This is a genomic window from Adlercreutzia sp. St.1H8 (assembly GCF_059728655.1).
This window is the reverse complement of record NZ_AP039376.1, coordinates 709,165-730,337: the sequence shown is the minus strand read 5'-3', so window position 1 is coordinate 730,337 and position 21,173 is coordinate 709,165. Positions and strand designations below refer to the sequence as shown.

General features: G+C 68.6%; 16 protein-coding genes. 5 read left to right on the top strand and 11 right to left on the bottom strand.

Annotated elements, in window-relative coordinates:
- Nucleotides 1-279: 279 nt before the first annotated feature.
- The 3 genes from AC6I0Y_RS02630 to AC6I0Y_RS02620 all read right to left on the bottom strand — a co-directional run bounded on the left by AC6I0Y_RS02630 (nucleotide 280) and on the right by AC6I0Y_RS02620 (nucleotide 3,547).
- Nucleotides 280-1,329, bottom strand: a complete 1,050-nt coding sequence (locus AC6I0Y_RS02630) for an aspartate-semialdehyde dehydrogenase (protein WP_160708780.1) — start codon at nucleotides 1,327-1,329, stop codon at nucleotides 280-282.
- Nucleotides 1,330-1,446: 117 nt separating this feature from the next.
- Complete coding sequence (locus AC6I0Y_RS02625; protein ID WP_160708782.1) at nucleotides 1,447-2,724, bottom strand: aspartate kinase; 1,278 nt, start codon at nucleotides 2,722-2,724, stop codon at nucleotides 1,447-1,449.
- Nucleotides 2,725-2,956: 232 nt separating this feature from the next.
- Complete coding sequence (locus tag AC6I0Y_RS02620) at nucleotides 2,957-3,547, bottom strand: DUF1836 domain-containing protein (protein ID WP_497732903.1); 591 nt, start codon at nucleotides 3,545-3,547, stop codon at nucleotides 2,957-2,959.
- Nucleotides 3,548-3,688: 141 nt separating this feature from the next.
- Here AC6I0Y_RS02620 and AC6I0Y_RS02615 point away from each other — a divergent pair, with 141 nt between their 5' ends.
- Nucleotides 3,689-4,546, top strand: coding sequence for a DegV family protein (locus AC6I0Y_RS02615; protein ID WP_497732901.1), 858 nt, complete (start codon nucleotides 3,689-3,691; stop codon nucleotides 4,544-4,546).
- A 314-nt stretch (nucleotides 4,547-4,860) separates the two neighbouring features.
- Here AC6I0Y_RS02615 and AC6I0Y_RS02610 read toward each other — a convergent pair whose 3' ends face one another.
- The gene (locus AC6I0Y_RS02610; RefSeq protein WP_497732899.1) at nucleotides 4,861-5,250 is read right to left on the bottom strand and encodes an FKBP-type peptidyl-prolyl cis-trans isomerase; all 390 of its coding nucleotides are present in this window, start codon (nucleotides 5,248-5,250) and stop codon (nucleotides 4,861-4,863) included.
- Between the two features lie 591 nt (nucleotides 5,251-5,841).
- The gene (locus AC6I0Y_RS02605; RefSeq protein ID WP_497732898.1) at nucleotides 5,842-7,086 is read right to left on the bottom strand and encodes an MFS transporter; all 1,245 of its coding nucleotides are present in this window, start codon (nucleotides 7,084-7,086) and stop codon (nucleotides 5,842-5,844) included.
- Between the two features lie 235 nt (nucleotides 7,087-7,321).
- Between AC6I0Y_RS02605 and AC6I0Y_RS02600 the strand changes: the two genes are divergently transcribed.
- Together AC6I0Y_RS02600 and AC6I0Y_RS02595 are read left to right on the top strand one after the other, a co-directional pair.
- Nucleotides 7,322-8,317 (top strand): zinc dependent phospholipase C family protein, encoded by a 996-nt coding sequence (locus AC6I0Y_RS02600; protein ID WP_497732897.1) that lies wholly within the window; start codon nucleotides 7,322-7,324, stop codon nucleotides 8,315-8,317.
- A gap of 4 nt (nucleotides 8,318-8,321) precedes the next feature.
- The gene (locus AC6I0Y_RS02595) at nucleotides 8,322-9,446 is read left to right on the top strand and encodes a trimeric intracellular cation channel family protein (protein ID WP_497732895.1); all 1,125 of its coding nucleotides are present in this window, start codon (nucleotides 8,322-8,324) and stop codon (nucleotides 9,444-9,446) included.
- Nucleotides 9,447-9,659: 213 nt separating this feature from the next.
- Here the strand turns inward: AC6I0Y_RS02595 and AC6I0Y_RS02590 are convergent, their stop codons facing one another.
- From AC6I0Y_RS02590 to recJ, 5 genes are all read right to left on the bottom strand, one after another.
- Nucleotides 9,660-10,289, bottom strand: coding sequence for a DUF47 domain-containing protein (locus AC6I0Y_RS02590; protein ID WP_160708796.1), 630 nt, complete (start codon nucleotides 10,287-10,289; stop codon nucleotides 9,660-9,662).
- 19 nt (nucleotides 10,290-10,308) lie between these two features.
- Nucleotides 10,309-11,364, bottom strand: a complete 1,056-nt coding sequence (locus AC6I0Y_RS02585) for an inorganic phosphate transporter (RefSeq protein ID WP_160708798.1) — start codon at nucleotides 11,362-11,364, stop codon at nucleotides 10,309-10,311.
- Between the two features lie 222 nt (nucleotides 11,365-11,586).
- Nucleotides 11,587-12,264 carry an MBL fold metallo-hydrolase gene (locus AC6I0Y_RS02580; protein WP_497732892.1) on the bottom strand — a complete coding sequence of 226 codons (678 nt, stop codon included), beginning with the start codon at nucleotides 12,262-12,264 and terminating at the stop codon, nucleotides 11,587-11,589.
- A gap of 9 nt (nucleotides 12,265-12,273) precedes the next feature.
- Nucleotides 12,274-14,700, bottom strand: a complete 2,427-nt coding sequence (locus AC6I0Y_RS02575; protein ID WP_497732890.1) for a RelA/SpoT family protein — start codon at nucleotides 14,698-14,700, stop codon at nucleotides 12,274-12,276.
- A 67-nt stretch (nucleotides 14,701-14,767) separates the two neighbouring features.
- The gene (gene recJ, locus AC6I0Y_RS02570) at nucleotides 14,768-18,106 is read right to left on the bottom strand and encodes a single-stranded-DNA-specific exonuclease RecJ (RefSeq protein WP_497732888.1); all 3,339 of its coding nucleotides are present in this window, start codon (nucleotides 18,104-18,106) and stop codon (nucleotides 14,768-14,770) included.
- A 216-nt stretch (nucleotides 18,107-18,322) separates the two neighbouring features.
- Between recJ and AC6I0Y_RS02565 the strand changes: the two genes are divergently transcribed.
- Nucleotides 18,323-19,531 carry a diphosphate--fructose-6-phosphate 1-phosphotransferase gene (locus AC6I0Y_RS02565; RefSeq protein WP_497732886.1) on the top strand — a complete coding sequence of 403 codons (1,209 nt, stop codon included), beginning with the start codon at nucleotides 18,323-18,325 and terminating at the stop codon, nucleotides 19,529-19,531.
- Nucleotides 19,532-20,006: 475 nt separating this feature from the next.
- Here the strand turns inward: AC6I0Y_RS02565 and AC6I0Y_RS02560 are convergent, their stop codons facing one another.
- Nucleotides 20,007-20,882 carry a hypothetical protein gene (locus AC6I0Y_RS02560; RefSeq protein WP_497732884.1) on the bottom strand — a complete coding sequence of 292 codons (876 nt, stop codon included), beginning with the start codon at nucleotides 20,880-20,882 and terminating at the stop codon, nucleotides 20,007-20,009.
- A 62-nt stretch (nucleotides 20,883-20,944) separates the two neighbouring features.
- Between AC6I0Y_RS02560 and AC6I0Y_RS02555 the strand changes: the two genes are divergently transcribed.
- Complete coding sequence (locus AC6I0Y_RS02555) at nucleotides 20,945-21,160, top strand: helix-turn-helix domain-containing protein (protein WP_160708810.1); 216 nt, start codon at nucleotides 20,945-20,947, stop codon at nucleotides 21,158-21,160.
- The last annotated feature ends 13 nt before the right edge of the window (nucleotides 21,161-21,173 follow it).

Here is a 21,173-nt window from a genome sequence, read left to right as displayed (position 1 = left end):
TCGTATGAAAGCCGTAGGAAAGAAAATGGCCATTTGCTTCGAAATTCCGAGGTTCGGAGGGCCGAATACGCCCGATTCCGGCACGCGTTAACCCTAAAGATTTTGGCGACCTGGGAAAACACCCCGCACATCCGCCGGCAGGCGCCCGAGCGCCTCGGAATTTCGAAGCAAATGGCCAAAAACGCCGACTCCCCGCGCACGCGCACCAAAAAAAGCGCGTCCCACAGGGGGACGCGCCTTCCCGGCAGCCCTCGTCGCGCCGCGCCGCGCGCCGACGCGCTACGGCAGCAGCAGCTGGGCGATCTGGACGGCGTTGAGCGCCGCGCCCTTGCGGATCTGGTCGGCCACGTTCCAGAAGGCCAGGCCATGCGGCACCGTGGGATCCTTGCGCAGGCGCCCCACGAAGGCGCCGTCGGTGCCGGCCAGCAGGCCGGGCATGGGGTAGACGTTGCCCGCCGGGTCGTCCATCACGGTGATGCCCGGTGCCGCCTCCAGGGCCGCGCGCGCCGCCTCCACCGTCACCTCGTCGGCAAACTCCACGTTGATGGACTCGCCGTGGCAGCGCAGCACGGGCACGCGCACGCAGGTGGCGGCCACCTGGACGCGGTCGTCGCCCAGGATCTTCTTCGTCTCCGCCACCATCTTCCACTCCTCCTTGGTGGAGTCGTCCTCGAGGAACTTGTCGATGTGCGGAATGCAGTTGAACGCAATGCGGTGCTGGAAGGCGCCCACGGTCAGCTCCTCGTCAGGCGTGCCGTCCAGGAACTCCCGGGTCTGGTCGTAGAGCTCGGCCATGGCCGGCGCGCCGGCGCCCGAGGCCGCCTGATAGGTCGACACCACCACGCGCGTGATGGGCGCCAGGTCGTAGAGCGGCTTCAGGGCCGCCACCATCTGGATGGTCGAGCAGTTGGGGTTGGCGATAACGCCGGAGTGCCACGCCACGTCGCCCGGGTTCACCTCGGGCACCACCAGCGGCACGTCCGCGTCCATGCGGAAGGCGCTCGAGTTGTCGATCATGACGGCGCCGGCCGCCACCACCGCCTCGCGCATGGCCTCGGACACGCCGGAGCCGGCCGAGAACAGCGCAATGTCCACGCCCTCGAAGGACTCGGGCGTCATCTCCTGCACGGTCAGGTCGCCAGCCGGCACCTGGCCGCAGCCGTCGAAGGGCACCTTCTTGCCGGCCGACCGGGCGCTCGCCAGAGCGCGCACCTCGCTCGCGGGAAAGTCCAGGTCGTGCAGCACGCGCAGGAACTCCTGGCCCACCGCGCCCGTGGCCCCCGCCACGGCTACCACCGGATGGGCGGGCATCTCCTTAGTCCAGGTCATAGAGCATTCCTCTTCTCTCAGTCGGCGGCCGCCGTCTGCGGCCGCGGGCTCGCCGGAAGGCCGGCGAAGTCAGCGAAGCCAGCCGCAGGCCCCAGGGCCAGGCGACAGCCCAGGCGCCTAGCGCCCCTTCTTCATCTTGGCGGCGATCTCCTCGGCAGACAGCTGCGTCTCCTCGAACACGCTCTCGGAGTCCAGGCCGAAGGCGGTGTGCAGGCAGCGCACCGCCTGAACCGTCTGGGCCGCGTCCACCACCACCGACAGGCGGATAGGTGACGTGGAGATGGCCAGGATGTTGATCTGGTTCTCGCCGAGGGTCTGGAAGGCGCGCGCCGCCACGCCCGGCGAGGACTTCATGCCGGTGCCCACCAGGCTCACCTTGGCGATGTCCTCGTCCACGACGAACTCGCGGGCGTTGATCTCGGGCAGGATGCGCTCCATGGTGTCGACCGCGCGGGACAGGTCGGCGCCAGGGCAGGTGAAGCTGATGTCGGTGATGCCGTCCTCGGAGATGTTCTGGATGATCATGTCGACGCTCACCGCGTTGGTCGCGAGCGCCGAGAACACCTTGGCGGCCACGCCGGTGTTGTCCGGCACGCCGCGCACGGTGACCTTCACCTCGGAGGTATCGTGGGCAATGCCCGTGATGACCGCTTCCTCCATGTCCGTCTCCTCCTTGATGTAGGTGCCTTCCGCCTCGGAGAACGCCGAGCGGGAGTGGATGACCACGTTCCATTTGCGCGCGAACTCAACCGCGCGGCTTTGCAGCACGCCCGAACCGGCGCTGGCCAGCTCGAGCATGTCGTCGTAGGAGATCTCGTCGAGCTTCTTGGCGCGCGGCGCCACGCGCGGGTCGGTGGTGTACACGCCGTCAACGTCCGAGTAGATCTCGCACACGTCCGCGTTGATGCCCCAGGCCACGGCCACCGCCGTGGTGTCCGAGCCGCCGCGGCCGAGCGTGGTGATGTCGCCGTTGGCGTCGATGCCCTGGAAGCCGGCGATGACGGGAATGACGCCGGAGGCGAGCGCCGCCTCGATGCGCTCGTTGTCCACCTTCGTGATACGCGCCTTGTTGTGAGTGCCGTCGGTCATGATGCCCGCCTGGCGGCCGGTGAAGCTCATGGCCTTGCAGCCGAGCGCCTCGATGGCCATGGCCAGAAGCGTCATGGACACCTGCTCGCCGGTGGAGAGCAGGCGGTCCATCTCACGTGAGGGCGGGTTGTCGTTGATGGCGTTGGCCAGGCCCACGAGCTCGTCGGTGGTCTTGCCCATGGCCGACACCACCGCCACCACCTGGTTGCCGTTCTGCCGGATGCGCACGAGGCGCTTCGCGACGTTCTTGATGCGCTCAGGGGAGGCGACCGAGGTGCCCCCGAACTTTGCGACGATGAGTGACATGGCAAGTCTTTCCGAATCGAGGCCCGCAGACGAGGCGCCGGACGTACGAGCCCAGCGTCGCATCACTATAGCAAAAACGCCACCCTTCCGGCGGGGCGGGCGCCCATTCGCGGCTGGTGGCCGGGCCGGCGGGCGGATGGCCAGGCGCACGCCCGACAAGGGCAAGGCAGCCGCGAGGCGCGCTGCGGGAGGGAGGCGCGCCTCGATGGCCCGCGCCCGACGGGGCGGCACCCTAGGCGCGCGGCTCCTGAGCGGCGCGGACGGCGTCAAAGGCCGCAGTGAGGTACACCACGTTGGCGAGCGCGATGACGCAGTAGCGCAGCATGGTCTTCTCAGACGAGGCGGTAGTGCCAGTCTCGGGGATGTCGTCGGCCTCGCCGAATACGAAGGCGATAGCCGCCTCCAGCTGCTCGCAGAAATAGTCGTAGGCCGTGGCCGTGTCGTAGGTGACGCGCTGCATGGCGCAGAACAGGCTGATGTTCTCCATGGAGAGCACCGTCTTGGCGCAGGCGACGAAGACGAGATAAGCCAGCTGGTCAGCGCCGTAGCGCTTCTTGACAGGACCAGGCACGATGCCCTGCTTCACGTAGTTGCTGACCATCGACGAGGTGAGCGCGGGCACGCCGAGCGGGGCGAGCACGCCGTTCACGTAGGCCACCACCTGCTCGAGGTAGAGCCCCACGTCGGGCACGTCGCGGAAGCGCGGCAGGCGGAAGTCGCGCGGAGCAGGCACGACGGCGGGCGAGCCGCCCCCTCCCGTCCGGGTCGCGCCGCCGGGTGCGCCAGATGCGGAGCACGCTGATATGTCGGTCGCCTTGCTCATGGTTCGGGATTCTAACCGCGCTCCCCAGCTCATGCAACAAGATGCCGAAAACCGATGAAGTTTCCCATATCTGTCTTAAAGGTTTTTCAATACCTGATAAACTAGTTTGGTAAAACTGATGCAAAGCGATAGGAGCATCCCATGAAACGCGTCATCATCGCCGACTCGTCCGCCGACCTGACAAGCCTCGACTCCCTTCCGGGCGCTGCGGGCATCCCCTTCGGGTTCGCCCCGCTCAAGGTGACCGCAGGCGAGCGTCACTTCGTCGACGACGGCACGGCCGACATCCCGGCTATGACCGACTTTCTCGCCTCCTACCAGGGAAGATCAGGAACGGCCTGCCCCTCAGTGGGCGAGTGGGAAGCCGCCTTCCAAGACGGGGACGAGGTGTTCGGCGTGGTGATGACCTCCACGCTCTCGGCCAGCTACGAGTCGGCCTCCATGGCGCGCGAGGCCTACGAGGCCGCCCACCCCGGCCGCCGCGTCCACCTGATCGACTCGCTCTCCACCGGCCCGGAGATGCGCCTCATCGTGGAGGAGCTCGCCGCGCTCATCGCCGCCGGCCTGCCCTACGAGGACGTCTGCGACGCCATCGACGCCTACCGCCGGCGCACGCACCTCGCCTTCGCGCTCCAGTCGCTCACCAACCTGGCCAACAACGGGCGCGTGAGCCCGACGGTGGCCAAACTCGCCGGGCTGCTGGGCGTGCGCGTGGTGGCCCGCGCCTCGCAAGCCGGCGACATCGAGCCCATCGCCAAGTGCCGGGGCGAGAAGAAGGCCCTCGCGGCGCTCCTCGACGAGCTTAGGCGCGGCGGCTTCGCGGGCGGCAAGGTGCGCATCTCCCACGTGCTCGACGAGCCTCTGGCCGAGCGCCTGGCCAACCTCGTCGTCGATGCATATCCCACAGCCGACGTGGCCCTCTACCCCGCTGGCGCCCTCTGCAGCTTCTACGCCGAGCGCGGAGGCCTCCTCGTCGGCTACGAAGGCGCCGAGGCCTAGCCGCGGAGGGCGGCGCGCACCGCCCGCGCTGCCACGCCGCCTACGGAGAGCGGTTCCTGCACAGTTTCGACGACTTTGCGACAAATCCCAGCGAGTCGGAAAAGGCACGAATCCCTAGCCCCTGGTCACGGTTATTCTCATGTGCGCATAGTCGCGATAAAGGGAAGGCATGCGCCCGAAAAGCCGCGCTAGGCGTCACAAAGTCGTCGAAACTGTGCAGGAACCGCCCGATTCGCGCGAGGCAGCCCCGCTGCCCGATTCGCGCGAGTCGCCGAGAGACCAGCGCACGATGGCCAGGAGCTCGACGTCGAAGGTCAGGTCGTGGCCGGCCAGCTCATGGTTGCGATCGAGGTAGGCGCACCGCCCTCGATGCGGTCGACCCTCACCCGCGCTGCGCCGCCCGGAACGGGCAGCACGATGAAGCTCCCGACGGGAAGCCGGGCCGCCCGAGGCAGCTGCGCCTCGGGCACCGCCTCCACGAGCGACTCGTCGTAGACGCCGTAGGCCTCGGCGGCGGAAATGGTCACCGTGCGGCGCTCGCCCGCCGCCATCTCGCCCACCACGCGCTCGAAGCCGGCGATCATCCGGCCGTCGCCCATCGTGAACTCGAGCGGCCTCCCTCGGCGCCTGCTGCTGTCGAACTCCGTCCCGTCCTCAAGCGTGCCCACGTAGCGCACGCGCACCCTCTCTCCCACCTTGGCCATGGCGTCCTCCTCGTCCGCCGCTCCGCTGCCGCCGCGCCCGCCCGCGCGCCGCGAAGCTGGCCGCCCGCAGGCGGATGCGCCCGCCGCAGCCATTCTAACCCCCCCCCGACGACCCCGCCCGCAAGCCGGGCCGTCCGCGCCGGCATTCGGCCAGGTCCCAGGCGAGCCAGGCGGCGCCCCCCCGCGAGAACGTAACCCGGCCCGCCCGTGCGCGAGACGTCTAGCAGGGAGCGCCCCGGCGCTTCGCTGGAGCGCCCGCCCCCGCCTCTTGCGTGCCGCTCCGCACAGGAGGGGGCATCGGCGGCTTCATGTCGGGGGAAGCCCCGGTTTTTGGCCATTTTCAGCGCGTTTTACGCAAGCAGTCAGGCCCTTAGCGGAGCACAGCGACGCTCCCCCAACTCATGACCTGGGAAAACGCGGAACGCCGTCAAGGCGCCCGGCCACCCGAACGCTCTCTATCGCGTAAACCGTAGGGAAATTGGCCAGAAACTCGCAGAAAAGCCACCCAGCCGCCAAGCGCGCCGCGGCAACGGGCCACCCGGCGAGCGGGCCCTCGCCACGGCAGAAAGCCGCCGACGCGCCAAGGGCCCGCTACGCCGCCGGCCCGTCCTCGTAGACGCCGGCGGGCACCCGCGCCATCAGGACAAATCCCGCCACGAACAGCACGGCGATCGACAGCACGCCAGCCGAGGGATTACCCGTGATCTGGGTGAACAGGCTCACGAAAAAGGTGCCCATCACCGCGGCGTACTTGCCGAAGATGTCGAAGAAGCCGAAGTACTCGTTAGCGTGCTCCTTCGGGATGATCTTGCCGAACTCGCTGCGCGAGAGCGCCTGGATGCCGCCCTGGAACAGCCCCACGCAGATGGCGAGGATCCAGAACTCGAAGGCGCTCGTCAGGAAGAACGCCGCGAACAGCGTGATGCCGAAGTACGCGGCCACCGCCACCATCAGCATGCGACGCGTGCCGAAGCGCGTGGCCAGGCGCCCGTAGGCGATGGCCGAGGGGAACGCCACGAACTGCGTCACCAGCAGCGCCAGCACCAGCTGCACCGAGTCGATCCCCAGCTCGGTGCCGTAGCTCGTCGACATCTTGATGATGGTGTGCACGCCGTCGATGTAGAAGAAGTACGCGAGCATGAACAGCAGGATGCGCCGGTCTCGCGCGATGTCCCTCATCGTGGTCCCGAGGCCCCGGAACGTGGCGCGCATGAGCTGCGGCTGGCGCGGCTTGTAGTGCGTCTGGTGGACGTTGCGGATGACGGGCACGCTGAACGCCACCCACCACGCCGCCGTGATGACGAAGGCGATCTTCATCCCCGTGCCCATATCGATGCCGACGGCCGGACCGCCGAGCACCACCGCCAGGCACGCCACGAACGGAATGCACGAGCCGATGTAGCCCCAGGCGTAGCCGTTCGACGACACCACGTCATAGCGCTCCTCGGTAGTGGCGTCCACGAGAAAGGCGTCATAGAACACCATCGATCCGTTGAGCATGATCGACGAGATCACGTATACCACGAGGAAGGCCAGCGCATGGGTGGGCACGCCGAGCGCCGCGCAGGCCACCGCGCCCGTGCCGATGAACCCGATGAGGAACTTCTTCTTGTTGCCCTTGAGGTCGGCCAGGCTGCCGAGCACGGGCATGAGCAGCGCCAAGATGAGCGAGGCCGCCGTCTCGGCATAGCCCCAGGCCACCACCACCGACGAGCCAGGCTCGGCCAACGTGGCGAAGTAGACGGGAATGAGCGCGGTGGACAGCATCACGAACGCCGAGTTCCCCACATCGTAGAGCACCCAGCTGCGCTCCTGCTTCGTCATCTTCATGGCCATGGCACGCGTCCCTCGCCTTCTTGAAAAACAGGGCCGCGGCCCCTACAATACCCTGCCTACCCTAGCACGTTCCGCCTGAGCGGACGCGACCGCTCGGCCGGCGTCCCCGCCGGGCCTGAGAACCGGCCGGAAAGTTGGTCACGCTTGGGCAACACGGCCCACGCGACAACCGTTCTATTGTATATGATGGGGAATGGATCGGCACCGCATCGGCCGCCAGCAGAAGGGAGCACCCATGCCCGCCCTCATAACCCATGACGCCTTCGGGCGCGACGTCTACGCAGACCGCTTCGAGTTCATCGGGGTGAGCCGCGACGAGTGCGAGGCCTTCCTCCTAGGCAACCAGGGGCCCGACCCCCTGTTCTACGCGGTGGCCAGCCCCCGGTTGCGCGCCGCGCACCGCCTGGGATCGCTCATGCACTCCCAGAAGCCGGCCGAGCTGCTGAGCGCGCTCAAGCGCTCGCTCGCCTTCCTCGCGCCGGAGGATCGCGCCGTCGGGCGCGCCTACGCGCTCGGGTTCGTCTGCCACTACTTGCTCGACTCCACGGCACACCCCCTCGTCTTCGGACAGCAGTACACCCTGTGCGATGCCGGAGAGCCGGGCCTCACGCGCGCGAACGGCGGAGAGGTGCACGCCCTCATCGAGAGCGAGCTCGACGAGCTGGTGCTCACCGTGCGTCGCCGCTCCTCCATCACGGAGTTCGACCCCTCAAGCGAGATCCTCAAGGCCTCCGACCACGTGCTCGACGTGGTGTCGTCGATGTACGCCTTCATGGCCATGGACGTCTACGGCCTGGCCGTGCCGGCCGACGCCTTCAGGGCCTCCGTCAAGCTGTTCCGCCGCGTCCAGCGGCTGTTCTGGTCGCCCACGGGAACGAAGCGCGCGGTCATCGGCAGCATCGAGTCCCTCGTGCGGCCCTTCTCGTTCTACCGCGCCATGAGCCACCGCGCCGAGCCGCTCACCGAGAGCGCCTTCGACAACCCGGGCCACGAGCCGTGGAAGAACCCCTTCACCGGCGAGGTGCGCACGGAAAGCTTCCTCGACCTGTTCGACGAGGCGCGGGGTAAGGCCGGCGCGCTGCTCGACGCCTTCGACGCCTCTGGGTTCGACGAGGCGGCGGCCCACGCCCTCACCGGCGACCTCGACTTCTCCGGCGAGCCCACCGTCGCCACCATCGTGGCCGTGGAGAGCGCCGACGATTCGACCCCGCGTCCCGCCCCGGCGCGCTGACGCCATGCTCGAGGTCGCCATCGCCATACCGTTCTGGCTTGAGCTGGCCGCCGCCCTGACCGGCGGCCTGTCCGGCGCCATGAGCGCGGTGCGCGCCCGCTTCGACATCTTCGGGTGCGTGTTCATCGCCTGCGCCACGGGCCTCGGCGGCGGCATCACCCGCGACGTGCTCTTGCAGGACTACGGCATCTACGCGTTCCAGAACCCGTCGCTGCTGCTCTCCTGCGCCGTGGCCGGCGTGGCCGTGTTCTACTTCGGCAAGCTGGCCACCTACCTCGACCCCATCGTCGACCTGCTCGACAACCTGTCCGTGGCCATGTGGGCCATCATCGGCGTGGGCAAGTCGATCTCGGCGGGACTTGACGTGGTGCCCTCCATCATCCTGGGAACCATCACGGCCATCGGCGGCGGCGTCATGCGCGACGTGCTGATGAACCGCCCGCCCGAGGCCTTCCAAGCCGGCCCGCTCTACGGCAGCGCGGCGCTCGTGGGGTGCGCCGCCTTCGGCCTCATGCGCGAGTACCACTTCTTCCCGAGCCTGGCCGCCGGCATGTGCGCCGTGCTCGTGCTGGGCATCCGCTACGGCAGCCTCGTCTTCGGATGGAGCACCCGGCCGCCGCGCGACTACAGCGACAAGGTGACGAACGCCGTGGTCAAGCCCATGCAGTTCGTCGCGCGCAAGGCCCGCGTGCCGCTGGGAAAGACCGCGCGCGACCGCGGCGACAGCGGGCGGCTCGCCCGCGCCGCGCGGTTGTGGACGCGCTTCTACAACCGCGTCTCCGGACGGTGGATGGAGCTGCGCGACACGGGCCGTGACGATGGGCGCAGCCCCCACGGCAGCTGTGCCGAGGGAGCGGAGGCCGACTGCGTCCACTGGGACGACGTGCCACCCGAAGCTGACGTGCCCTACCGCATGGCTCCCCCGCCCCGCCGCCCAGGCGGCCGCGGCAGCGCAGGCGAGCCCGAGGCCGTCGGACGCGACGCGAGCCGGCGCGATGAGGGCGGCCCAGGCGCGCCCGATCCGAGCGACCGCCTCTTCGTCAACCGCGATGAGCTGCGCCGCGTCATGGGCGCCATCGACGGCCACACCGACGCCGAGCCCCGCGATCCCTTCGAGCCCCGCAGCTAGGCGCGCTCCCCGGCCCCGCGCCGCCACGCACCCACGCTGCGCCGCCACGCACCCACGCCGCCCGGCCCCGCCCCACGCCGCGAGCCTTCTCTCCCGCCGGCTCCACGCCGCGCACCCCACGCCACGCACCGCGCTGCACGAAACCGGCCCCCAATGCACGAGGGGCCCGGCTGCGCAAGCCGGGCCCCTCCCCCCCCTCGGACGCCAAGCGTCCTACAGGTTCTTGAGCAAGATGGTGTTCATCACATCGGCGGCGTGCTCGCACGCGTCGCAGCACTTCTCGATGCGGCTGTAGATGCGCGACCAGCGCAGCACGTGCATAACGTCGACGTCCTCCTTGGTGTGGAGGTTGCGCATGGCGCTCAAATACAGCGCGTCGCCCTCCTCCTCGTAGGTGTTGACATCCACGATGAGCTGCTTGAACGTCTTGGACTTCTTGAAGTTGCGGAAGTCCTCCATGGCCTTGTCGAGGGCCTCGCAGCTCTTCTTGACCAGCTTGGCGAAGCGCACGGCATCCTCGGGCATCACGCGGGCGTCGCACATGTAGACCTGCTGCAGCACGGCCTCCACGTTGTCGAGCACGTTGTCGAGCGCCTGGGCCAACTCCACGATGTCCTCGCGGTCGATGGGCGGCATGAAGTCCACCGCCGCGTTCTGGAAGATGCTGTGGTTGATGTCGTCGCCCTGATGCTCCAGCTCGTGGATGTCCTCCAGCGTGCTGACGAGCGACGCCGAGTCGGTGAACGACTTGAAGCTCTCCAGCAAAAGCTCAGACTCGCGCACCGCCAGCTCAGAGAGCTTCTCGTACGCCTCGAAGTAATCGAACTTGTTCTTTCGCGCCATGGGAGACCTTTCTTGAGACTTACAGAATGATGAGGAACAGCTTCGCGCAGAGGTAGCCGAGAATGCCGCAGCCGGGGAAGGTGAGCACCCAGGTCTTCACCATGTCGATGGCGATGCTCCACTTGACGGCCTTGCGGTTGCGTGCCGCGCCGACGCCCATGATGGCCGTGGTGTTGGTGTGGGTGGTGGAGACGGGCAGGCCGCCGAAGGTGGCCACCGCCAGGCTCACGCAGGTGGACAGACTGGCCGCGAAGCCCTGGAACGCGTCCATCTTCACCATGTCCACGCCGACGCTCTTGATGATGCGCTCGCCGCCCGCCGCCGTGCCGAAGCCCATGGACAGGGCGCAGAACACCATGAGCCACACGGGCAGCACCATGCTCGCGCCGGTCATGCCCATGCCGACGGCCATGGTGATGGCCAAGAGGAAGATGGACATGAACTTCTGGCCGTCCTGGGCGCCGTGCATGAAGGCCACGCCCGCGCCGGCGAAGATCTGCGCCCAGCGGAAGAAGCGGTTGGCCTTGGGGCGGTTGAGGTTGCGGCAGAAGAAGCCGAGCGCCTTGAAGTTGAGCCAGCCCAAGCCGAAGCCCATGAGCGTGGAGAGCAGGATGCCGTAGATGACCTTCATCCACTCAGCGCCGTTGATGGCGCCGAAGCCGCCCTGCACGGCGATGGCCGCGCCGGTGAGGCCTGCGATGAGCGAGTGCGACTGCGAGGTGGGGATGCCGAACCACCAGGCGGCGGCGCCCCACACGATGATGGCCACCATGGCTGACATGAGCGCGATGATGGCCTGGTGGGAGTTGCCGCCGAAGTCCACCATCGAGAAGATGGTCTGGGCCACGGCCGACGAGACGAGGGAGACGAGCAGCAGCCCGAGGAAGTTGCAGATGGCCGCCATGATGATGGCATGGCGGGGCTTCATGGCCCGCGTCGACACCACGGTGGCGATGGCATTGGGGGCATCGGTGGCGCCGTTGACGATGATGACGCCGACGTTGAGCAGGGTCACTACTGCCAGGACGGGGTTCGATACGAGCTCCGAGAGGAAAAGGGTCCACTCTATGGTCACGGAAGTCCTTCCACGCGGCCGGCCCCCAGGGGGCCAAAACGGTTCGCTGCGCAAACATATCAAGTTTACCCGAATTCTAGAAGAGCCCCTCGTCCCTCGCACCTCTTTTTCGCAGATGGAACGAACCCGTTGCCAACGGCGGGAGCAGCTCGCACGGCGCCCCCCCGCCAGCAGGCAGCCTCTGCAGGCGGGGGCCCGGGACGAAGCCTCGCAAACGCTCGGCTACTCCTCCTCGTCGCCGAAGCGGGCGAAGGTGCGGCGGCGCTCGGCGCCGATGGTGGTCAGGTCGTTGTGGCCGGGCAGCACCGCCGTGTCATCGGGCAGGAACGCGAGCTTCTTGATGGAGGCGGCCATCTGCTCCATCGAGCCGCCCTTGAAGTCGGTGCGCCCCACCGTGCCGGCGAACAGCGTGTCGCCCGACACGAGGATGGGCAGGCCGTCGGCGTGATTGCCGAACTGCGGGATGAGGAACAGGCAGATTGAGCCGGGGGTGTGCCCGGGCGTGGAGATGACCTTCCACGCCATGGACCCCACCGACACCACGTCGCCGTTCTCCACGCGGCGATCCACCGGGCAGGCCGGCGCGGCCTCCAGGAACGCGCCCGGCTCGGGATGCTCCACGCCCTCGGCGTCCGCCGCCGAGGCCACCACCTCGGCGCCCGTGGCCGCGCGCAGGGCCGCGGCGGCTCCGGTGTGGTCGTTGTGGTTGTGCGTGAGCACGATGGCGTCAAGCCTCCGCTCGCCGAGCGCCTCCAAGATGGCGTCGGCGTCGCACGACGGGTCGACCACCAGCGTGCCCTCCCCGTCCGAGATGATGTACACGTTGTTCTGGAGCTGGCCCATCACCAGGTACTCCACGTCGGCGCAGAGACCCTGCACCTCGAACAGCTGCTTGTGCATCGCTTCCTCCTATTTCTTCTTGCTGCCGGCCTGGCCGGGAACCATGCGGTGGGCATCGAAGACCCCCTCCACGTCGGTCAGCCGCTTGAAGGTGCGCTCGATCACCGCCAGGTCGGACACCTGGAAGAGGAAGCGCATCTCCACCATGCTGTCGCGGTGGGTGGTGGTGGTGCACGACAGCACGTTGGCGCCCGCCTCGGAGAGCACGCGCGTCACGTCGAGCAGCAGGTTCATGCGGTCGAGCGCCTCGATGGCTATCTCCACCTGGTAGGACGTGCCCTTCTGCGGCGTCCCCTCCCACGACACGTCGATGATGCGCTCGGGGTGCTTCTTGAGGTCGATGGCGTTGGGGCAGTCGGCGCGGTGCACCGACACGCCGCGCCCGCGCGTGACGAAGCCGAGGATCTCGTCGCCCGGCACGGGGTTGCAGCAGCGCGACAGGCGCACGAGCACATCGTCGATCCCCTTCACCACGATGCCATGGGACGAGTGCGTCTCATGCTTCTTGGGACGCTTGACCGAGGTCAGCATGGGGGCCATGATGCCCGTCGAGCTGTCCGACATGCCGATCTGGGGCTTCTGCGCCTCCTCGTTGCCCTTGTCCACGAGGATCTTGAGCAGGCGATTGGCCACGTGCTGGGCGCTCTCCTTGCCGGTGCCGATGTGCACGAGCATGTCGTCGGGATCGTTGAATCCCATGGCGTCGGCCACCGTGCGCAGGGCGCGCGTCGACTGGGCGTTGGAGATGCCCAGGCCGTGCTTGCGCATCTCGCGCGTGAGCCTATCGCGGCCGAACTGCAGGTCGTCGGAGCGCGTCACCTTGGAGAAGTACGAGCGGATCTTGCTGCGAGCGCTCGGCGTCTTCACCACGTTGAGCCAGTCGCGCGAGGGCCCGGCCGACTTCTGGGTGAGAATCTCCACGCGATCGCCCACCTGCAGCTCGTAGGTGAGCGGCACGATGGAGCCGTTGACCTTGGCGCCCACGCAGTGGTTGCCCACCTCGGTGTGGATGGCGTAGGCGAAGTCGATGGGCGTGGCCCCGGCGCGCAAGCTCATGACCTCGCCCTTCGGGGTGAACACGAACACCTCGGTGTTGTCGAGGTCCATCTTGAGCGACTTGAGGAACTCGCGCGAGTCCTCCGTCTCGTCCTGCCAGTCCACCATCTGGCGCAGCCAGGCCAGCTGCTGGTCGAGGGCATCCGCGCTGCCCCGGCCGCTGCCGCCCGACTCCTTGTAGCGCCAGTGCGCCGCCACGCCGTACTCGCTCGCGCGGTGCATCTCCTCGGTGCGGATCTGCACCTCGAGCGGGCGGCCCGCCGGCCCCATGACCGTCGTGTGGAGCGACTGGTACATGTTGAACTTGGGCATGGCGATGTAGTCCTTGAAGCGCCCCGGCATGGGATGCCACAGCGTATGGACGGCACCGAGGGCCGAGTAGCAGTCCTTCACCGACTTCACGATGATGCGCACGGCGATGAGGTCGTAGATCTCCGAGAAGCCCTTGCCCTTCTTCGACATCTTCTGGTAGATGGAGTACAGGTGCTTGGGACGGCCCATGATCTGGGCCTCGATGCCCACCTTGCCCATCTCGTCGTGAAGCACGTCGATGCAGTCCTGCAGGTAGCCCTCGCGCGCGCCGCGCGACTCGGTGACCATGCGGCTGACCTGCTTGTACTTGTTGGGCTCCAGGTAGAAGAAGGCGAGGTCCTCCAGCTCCCACTTGATGGAGTTGATGCCCAGGCGATGCGCGATGGGCGCGTAGATCTCAAGCGTCTCGCGGGCCTTGAAGATGCGGCGGTCCTCGCGCAGGGCGGCGAGCGTGCGCATGTTGTGCAGCCGGTCGGCCAGCTTGATGACGATGACGCGGATGTCCTGGCTCATGGCCACGAACATCTTGCGGATGGTGGCGGCCTGCTCGTCGGTGAGGCTCTCCACCTCGATGCGCGTGATCTTGGTGACACCCTCCACGAGCGCGCGCACCTGCGGGTTGAACTCGCGCTCCACGTCCTCGGAGGTCACCTTCGTGTCCTCTACCGTGTCGTGGAGCAGCGCCGCGCAGATGGTCTCGGCGTCCATACGCAGATCGGCCAGGATGATGCCCACCTCGATGGGATGCACGACGAAGGGCTCCCCCGACTTGCGGCACTGGCCGCGGTGCGCCGCGTTGGCGAAGGCGAAGGCGCGCGCGAGCAGGGCCTCCTCGTCCGGCGAGAGATAGGCGCGCGTCAGCTCCTGGAGGTCGGCGAAGCGCTCCTCCGGCGTGCGGGAGGCATGGTCGGGGCCGCCCCGGCCCACGCCGCGCACCACCGAGCGCTCGGCCACATAGGGGCGCCCGAGCAGGGCGTCCACCGTCTGCTTCTGCGCCACGCCGGCGGCGGGCTCGCCGAGGAGCTCCTCGTGCGCGTCGGCGTCGTTGAGTCTCTGATCAGCGCCCATGGCGCATCCCTTCCCTTCTCTGATACCTGGCCGCGCCCGGCGCGGCCCGCGGGGGCCAAGGCGACCCCTACCCCTCCCGGCGCCAGGCGCGCGGCACGATGGGGTGCGACACGCGAACGATAAGCCCCTGGGGGTCGGCGCGCAAGGCCCAGTCGCGGAACGACTCGAAGACGCTGCGCTCGCCGAGGCCCTCGCGGTAGCGCACCGAGTCGGTCAGCTCCACGCGCGAGGCGCCCTCCACCACGCGGATCCAGCGGGTGGGCACCCCGGCGCTGTAGGACACGCGGGTCTCGATGAGGCCCAGCTCGCGGAAGACGGCCACGCCGCACGCCGCCGAGCGCGGGCTCACCGCCCGCAGCGCGTCGGAGGCCTGGGCGGCCAGATCATCGTCGCTCAGGCAGAAGCTGTCGTTTGGCGTCTGGTGCTGGACCGCGCGCAGGCGGCGGTAGACCTGGGCCATCACGTCATGGTCGGGCGTCATGTCATGCAGGATGCGCTCGTTCACGGCGATGTCGCGGTGGCCGTAGAGCAGGTGCACGCCGGCCGGGCGGCCGTCACGGCCCGCACGGCCGGCCATCTGGTTGAACTCCACCTCGTTGAACGGCAGGTGGTAGAGCACCACATGCCGGATGTCGGGGATGTCGATGCCCTCCCCGAAGGCCGACGTGGCCACGAGCACGAGCATCTCGCCCGTGCGGAACAGCTCCTCCACCCGCGCGCGCTCCTCGCGCGAGAGCCCCGCGTTGTAGAAGCCGATGAGCGGCGCGAGCTGGGGCACGCGGCGGCGCAGCAGGCGGGCCAGCGAGACCGACTGCTCGCGGGAGTTCACGTAGACGACCGTCTTCTCGCCCGCAGCCACGAGGTTGGCCAGGTAGTCGTCGCGCCCCTTGAGGTTGCGCTGGTCGTCGAGGTAGAGGTTGTCACGGCTCGTCTCGTCGATGACGCTCTCGGTGACGGGCAGCGTCTCGTCGATGTCGCGCGCCACCTCGTCGGGCGCGGTGGCCGTCACGGCCAGCACCACCGGCGCGCCCAGGCGCGCGACGGCCATGCCGAGCTGGGTGTAGGCCACCCGCTGGCCGGCCTTGGCCTGGCCGATGTGATGCGCCTCATCCACCACGACGAACCCGATGCGTCGGCTGGCAGCCAGCTCGTCGACGTGGAAGGCCAGGTACTCCGGCGTGGTGAGCACGATGTCCACCGCGCCGCTCGCAAGCCCCCGGTAGGTGCGGGCGCGCTCCTCCGGCGACGACTCGCCGGTGAGCACCGCGCAGGTCAGCCCGAAGCGCTCCAGAGCCGCCGTCAGGTGGAAGGCCTGGTCGGCGATGAGGGCGCGCAGCGGGTAGACGAACAGGCTCGCCTCTCCCGCCGTGAGGGCGCGCAGGGCCGCGTACACCTGGAAGGTGAGCGACTTGCCGCGGCCCGTGGCCATGACGGCCAGGGTGGACTGCCCGGCGCGCAGCCGATCGAGGATGGCGCGCTGGGAGGGATGCAGCTCACGGTCGCCGATGAGGGCGCCCACGAGCTCGCGCTCGAGGGCGTCCGGGTCGCTGCGGCCGAGCGCCTCCCAGCGCTCTCGGCAGCCCAGGCGCTCGTCCAAACGCTCGCAGGCGCCGCGCGGGGCACGCTCACGCGCCGCGCAGCAGCCGTCGCCGCCGGCGTAGAGGTCGTCCACGAAGGACTGGGCGCGCGGGTCGAGGCAGGCGGTGAGCGCGCAGCAGGTGCGCGCCGGGGCCAGCGTGTCGAGCATGGCCTTCACCGACCGGCGGCCGCGCCACTCGTCCACCTGCACGGAGAAGGCGGCGTCCACCACGCTCTCCGTCCCCAGGAGCGCCTCGATGGAGGGGCAGTGAAACATGATGCCGGACACCGAGCAGCGGCCGTCCGAGAGCGTGCACGAGAAGTGGTTCTTGTCGGCGCCGACGGCCCGGCAGCTGGCCAGCGTGACGTTGCGCGCCAGGTAGGTGGGCACCGGGTTCTCCTGGCCGAAGGGCGCCAGCACGTCGAGTGCCTCCACGGCCGGCAGGGTGAGCTCCGAGAGAGTCACGCAGGCGTCCACGTCCACCCGGGGGTGGAAGTCGTCCTCAGGCAGGGCGTCCATGTAGGCGGCCAGCCGCTCAGCGAAGGCCGGCAGGTTGGCGGCCGGCACGGTGACGCCCACCGCCGCCTCATGGCCGCCGAAGCGCGTGACGAGATCGGCTGCCGACTCCACGGCGGCGAACAGGTTGACCGCGCCCACCGAGCGCCCCGACCCGCGCGCCTCGTCGCCGTCGATGGTGAAGAGCATGGCCGGCACGCCGTAGAGGTTCACGAGCCGGCTGGCCACGATGCCCTTGACGCCCTCGTGCCAGCCCTCGCCCCACACCACGAGCGCGCGTTGGCCGTGGTAGGCCTCCGCGGCGCGCGCCTTCGCTGTCTCGGAGAGCTCGGCCTCGATGGCGCGGCGCTGGGCGTTCACCTCCTCCAGGCGCTCGGCGAGCGCGCAGGCGTCGGAGAAGCTGTCGGACATGAGCAGGTCGAGCGCGAGCGAGGCATCGCCCATGCGCCCGGCGGCGTTGAGCCGCGGGATGAGCGAGAAGCTCAGGTTGGTGGCCGTGAGCGGGCCGGTGCAGCCGCAGGTGCCGATGAGCGCCGCGATGCACGGGCGCGGGTTCTCGTTCATGCGGGTCAGGCCCTCGGCCACGAGCGCGCGGTTCTCACCGCGCATGGGCATGAGGTCGGCCACGGTGCCGAGGGTGGCCAGGTCGGTGTAGGAGCGCCACAGGTGCGGGTAGCCGAAGCGCGCCCCGAGGATCTGCACGAGCTTGAGGGCCACGCCCACGCCGGCCAGGATGGCGCTCTCGCAGCGCTCGTCCATCTTCGGATCGGCCACGGGCACGCCCTCGGGCACGAGCTCGGCGGCCTCGTGGTGGTCGGTGATGGCCACGGCCACGCCGTCGGCGACGATGGCGGCCACCTCCTCCTTGCAGGCGATGCCGCAGTCCACGGTGACGATGACGTCGGGCTCGAGCTTCTTCAGGCGCTCGTAGGCCGCCGCGGTGATGCCGTAGCCCTCCTCGAAGCGGCGCGGGATGAAGGGCGTCGCCTTGCCGCCGAGCGCGCGCAGGCCGCGGGTGAGCACGGTGGTGGCCGAGATGCCGTCCAAGTCGAAGTCACCGAACACCACCACGTGGCGCCGCTCGCGCAGGGCCTCCTCCAGCAGGTCGGCCACCTCCCCGATGCCGGGGATGTCGTAGGGGTTGAGCCAGTCGCGGTCGAGCGAGGGCGAGAGGAACGCCCGTGCCTCCTCCACGTCGGCGATGCCGCGGGCGGCGAGGGTGGCGGCGATGAACCGGGGCAGGCCCAGGGCCTGCTGGAACTCGGCCGTCCGCGCCGGGTCGGCGGCCCGAATGTTGAACTGTGCTGGCATGACGTGCGACCTACTTCATCTGCGGTGTCTTCTCTTCCTTGATCGTTGGCTATTTTCGCATAAACGGCAGGGGCTGTCAGTTTGCGCGGGCATTTTCCCGGCATTTCGCCGGCGCGATTCGTTACAATTCGGGGGCGAATTCCCGCTGCGGTGCACGGGCCTTGGGCCCGGCGCTACCGTGGCCCCAAACGATCCCCTATGGCTAGGAGGGAACCCATGGGAAACTGCCTCGTCGCGCAATCCGGCGGACCGACCGCCGTCATCAACGCCAGCCTCGCCGGCGTCATCCGCGCCAACCAGCTCAACCCCGTCTATGACCGCGTGCTCGGCGGCCTCAACGGCATCGAGGGCGTGCTTGAGGGGCGCCTCTACGACTTGACCGAGCTGCCGGCCCGCGAGCTGGAGATCCTCAAGCAGACGCCGTCCTCGGCGCTCGGCACCTGCCGCTACAAGCTCAAGCGCGGCAACGACGCCGACTACCGCAGGCTGGTGGAGGTCATGGACGCCCACGAGGTGGACGTGATGTTCTACATCGGCGGCAACGACTCGATGGACACCGTGGACGCGCTGTCGGAGTGGGCCGCGGCCAACGGCTGCGCCAAGCGCTTCGTGGGCATCCCCAAGACCGTCGACAACGACCTCGTGCCGGTGGACCACTGCCCCGGGTTCCCGAGCGCCGCCAAGCTGGCCTGCCAGGTCACCCACGCCACGCGGCTCGACTACGACGCCTACACCCGCCCCGAGGTGTTCGTGCTGGAAACGATGGGGCGCGATGCGGGCTGGCTGGCCGCCAGCTGCTGTGCGTCGGGCGACGTCGACCTGCTGCTGCTGCCCGAGGTGCCCTTCGAGCGCGAGGCGTTCCTCGCCCAAGTACAGCGCACGATGGACGAGACCGGGTCGTGCTACATCGTGGTGTCCGAGGGCGCGCGCTACGCCGACGGCACCTACCTCTCCGCCGGCGAGGCGGCCAACGACGGCTTCGCCCACGCGGTGCTCGGCGGCGCGGCGCTCACGCTCAAGCAGATGATCGTGGACGCGGGCATCGCCCCGCGCGGCGTGGTGCAGGACCTCTCGCGCGCGGCGCGCTCGTCCAACTTCGCGCAGTCGCTCGTGGACATGACCGAGGCCTACGAGCTGGGCCTGAGCGCGCACATGCGCTCGGCCGACCCGGCGTTCACCGGCATGGTGGTGGGCGTGGTGCCGCGCGTCGACCTGGACGCGCCCTACGACGCGCGCTTCTTCGCCGGCCCGGCGAGCGCCTTCGCCAACTATGTGCGCCCGTTCCCCGCCGAGTGGATCCTGCCCGACTACCAGGGCGTCGCCGATGAGGCGCTGCGCTACTTCCGCCCGCTTATCGAAGGCGAGCCCAAGCTCGTCTACGAGGGCGGCATCCCCGCCACCGTAGTTCCGTTCAGCCGGCGGTAGAGCCTGGCCGCGAGCCGGGCTGTCGTGGCGACCGCGGCACGGCGCCGGTCGCGGGTCGCGCCCCCGGCGCCGTGCCGCGGTCGCCGGGGGCGTGGGCCCGATGCGCTCCCCGTCGCGTCCGAGCGTCGCGTGCCGCCGAGACTGGCCTGGCGCTGAGCGTCGCAAATCGCAAGAGGGCCCCGCGTCTCCCGGACGCGGGGCTTTTTTTCGCGTGCCGCGATGGCGGGCAGCAAAATCGCACTATTCTGGTGAGCAACGACGACTTTGCAACATGAGGGCAGGCGCCAGTGCCCGGCCCCCGCACTGCGGCGCCCCAAAACCCCAGGTCGCCGTTTTCGCGAGAGGCGCAAGCACGATCCCCGCCTGAGAGTGCGCGCAGATTCACGCGACGAAATGTTGCAGACCCGTCATCTCTCGCCAGAATTTCCCGGATTTTCCGCCCACGCGCCCAGCGCGCTTGGCGCCGGAGCGATCGTTAGCGCAGTTCCGTCAGGCTTGCCACGATGCTTTCCTCAAGCGCCTTCTGCTGAGAGGCGGCCAGCAGATCGGAGGTGCGCACCACGCATGTGCCATAGACGGCATGGGATCCCGAGGCCAGAAGTCCGCCGTCGAGGATGGCGAGGTACTCGTTCCTGCGCTGCGCGTCTTCCTCGGTGGCGAATACCTCGACAGCCCCGCCGCCATCACAGCCGCCGCCCACGACGTACGTGTGCCCCTCAGTACGGTAGACAGACGATTGGTCCACGAGGTCGGAGGAGAAGTACACCGTAGCGGTATACCCTCCGGCCTTCCCCAACTTGCCATTGGGGTCGTTGCCCTCGGTCACCGCCTCGATGGCCACAACGTTCGGCAGGCCCGTCAAGCGCTCTATCACAAACTGCTCGCTCGGGTTGGTTATCTGCTTGAGCTGCGCGATGCTGCTCGAAAGCTCCGCTTCAGCAGACGCCAGAGAATCCCTGGCCGTCCCGTAATCCCCCCACGAGTCCATGAGCTTCGCAGCCTCGTTTATCTCAGCGGCGGACTCGGGCATCTCAAGCGCGGCCTGGCGGGCGGCCTGAGCCTCCCCGATGCGCTGGCTTGCAAGTTCGAGCAGCGTCTCATCGAGCGGCCTGTCCCCCGAGACGACCAGGGATTGAAGCGATTCGATCGCCTGATCCAGCTCCGCGTTCCGCGCGTCCAATCGTGCGACCGACGCGGCGAAGGCCTGCTCCGCCTCCTCACGAGGCACTTGATAAGCCGTATGCCAATACACGCCCGCAGCCACGCCGACCGACACGATGGCGAGTGCGGCGACGGCTCCGATGATCGTCCTCTTCCTGCCGTTTTTCAAAATGCCCCTCCTGTTTCTCATTTGATCAAACGGCTTCAATTATGAAGCCATTAGCAATAGTGTAGCACCTAGCCTTTGAAGGCATGAACGCCAAGGACAAAAGAGCTGCGCTGGGGATTGCCATTCGCCGGCGGCGCGAGGAGCAGGGGCTCTCGCAGCAGCGGCTTGCCCTCATGATGGGCAGCAGCAAGTCGCACATCTGGCGCATCGAGACCGGGCGGGTGTCCGTCGGCATCGACGACCTCATCCGCATCGCCGATGCGCTCGACGCCCGCGTGGGCGACTTCATCTCGTTCTAGCCACCTGGTGCGA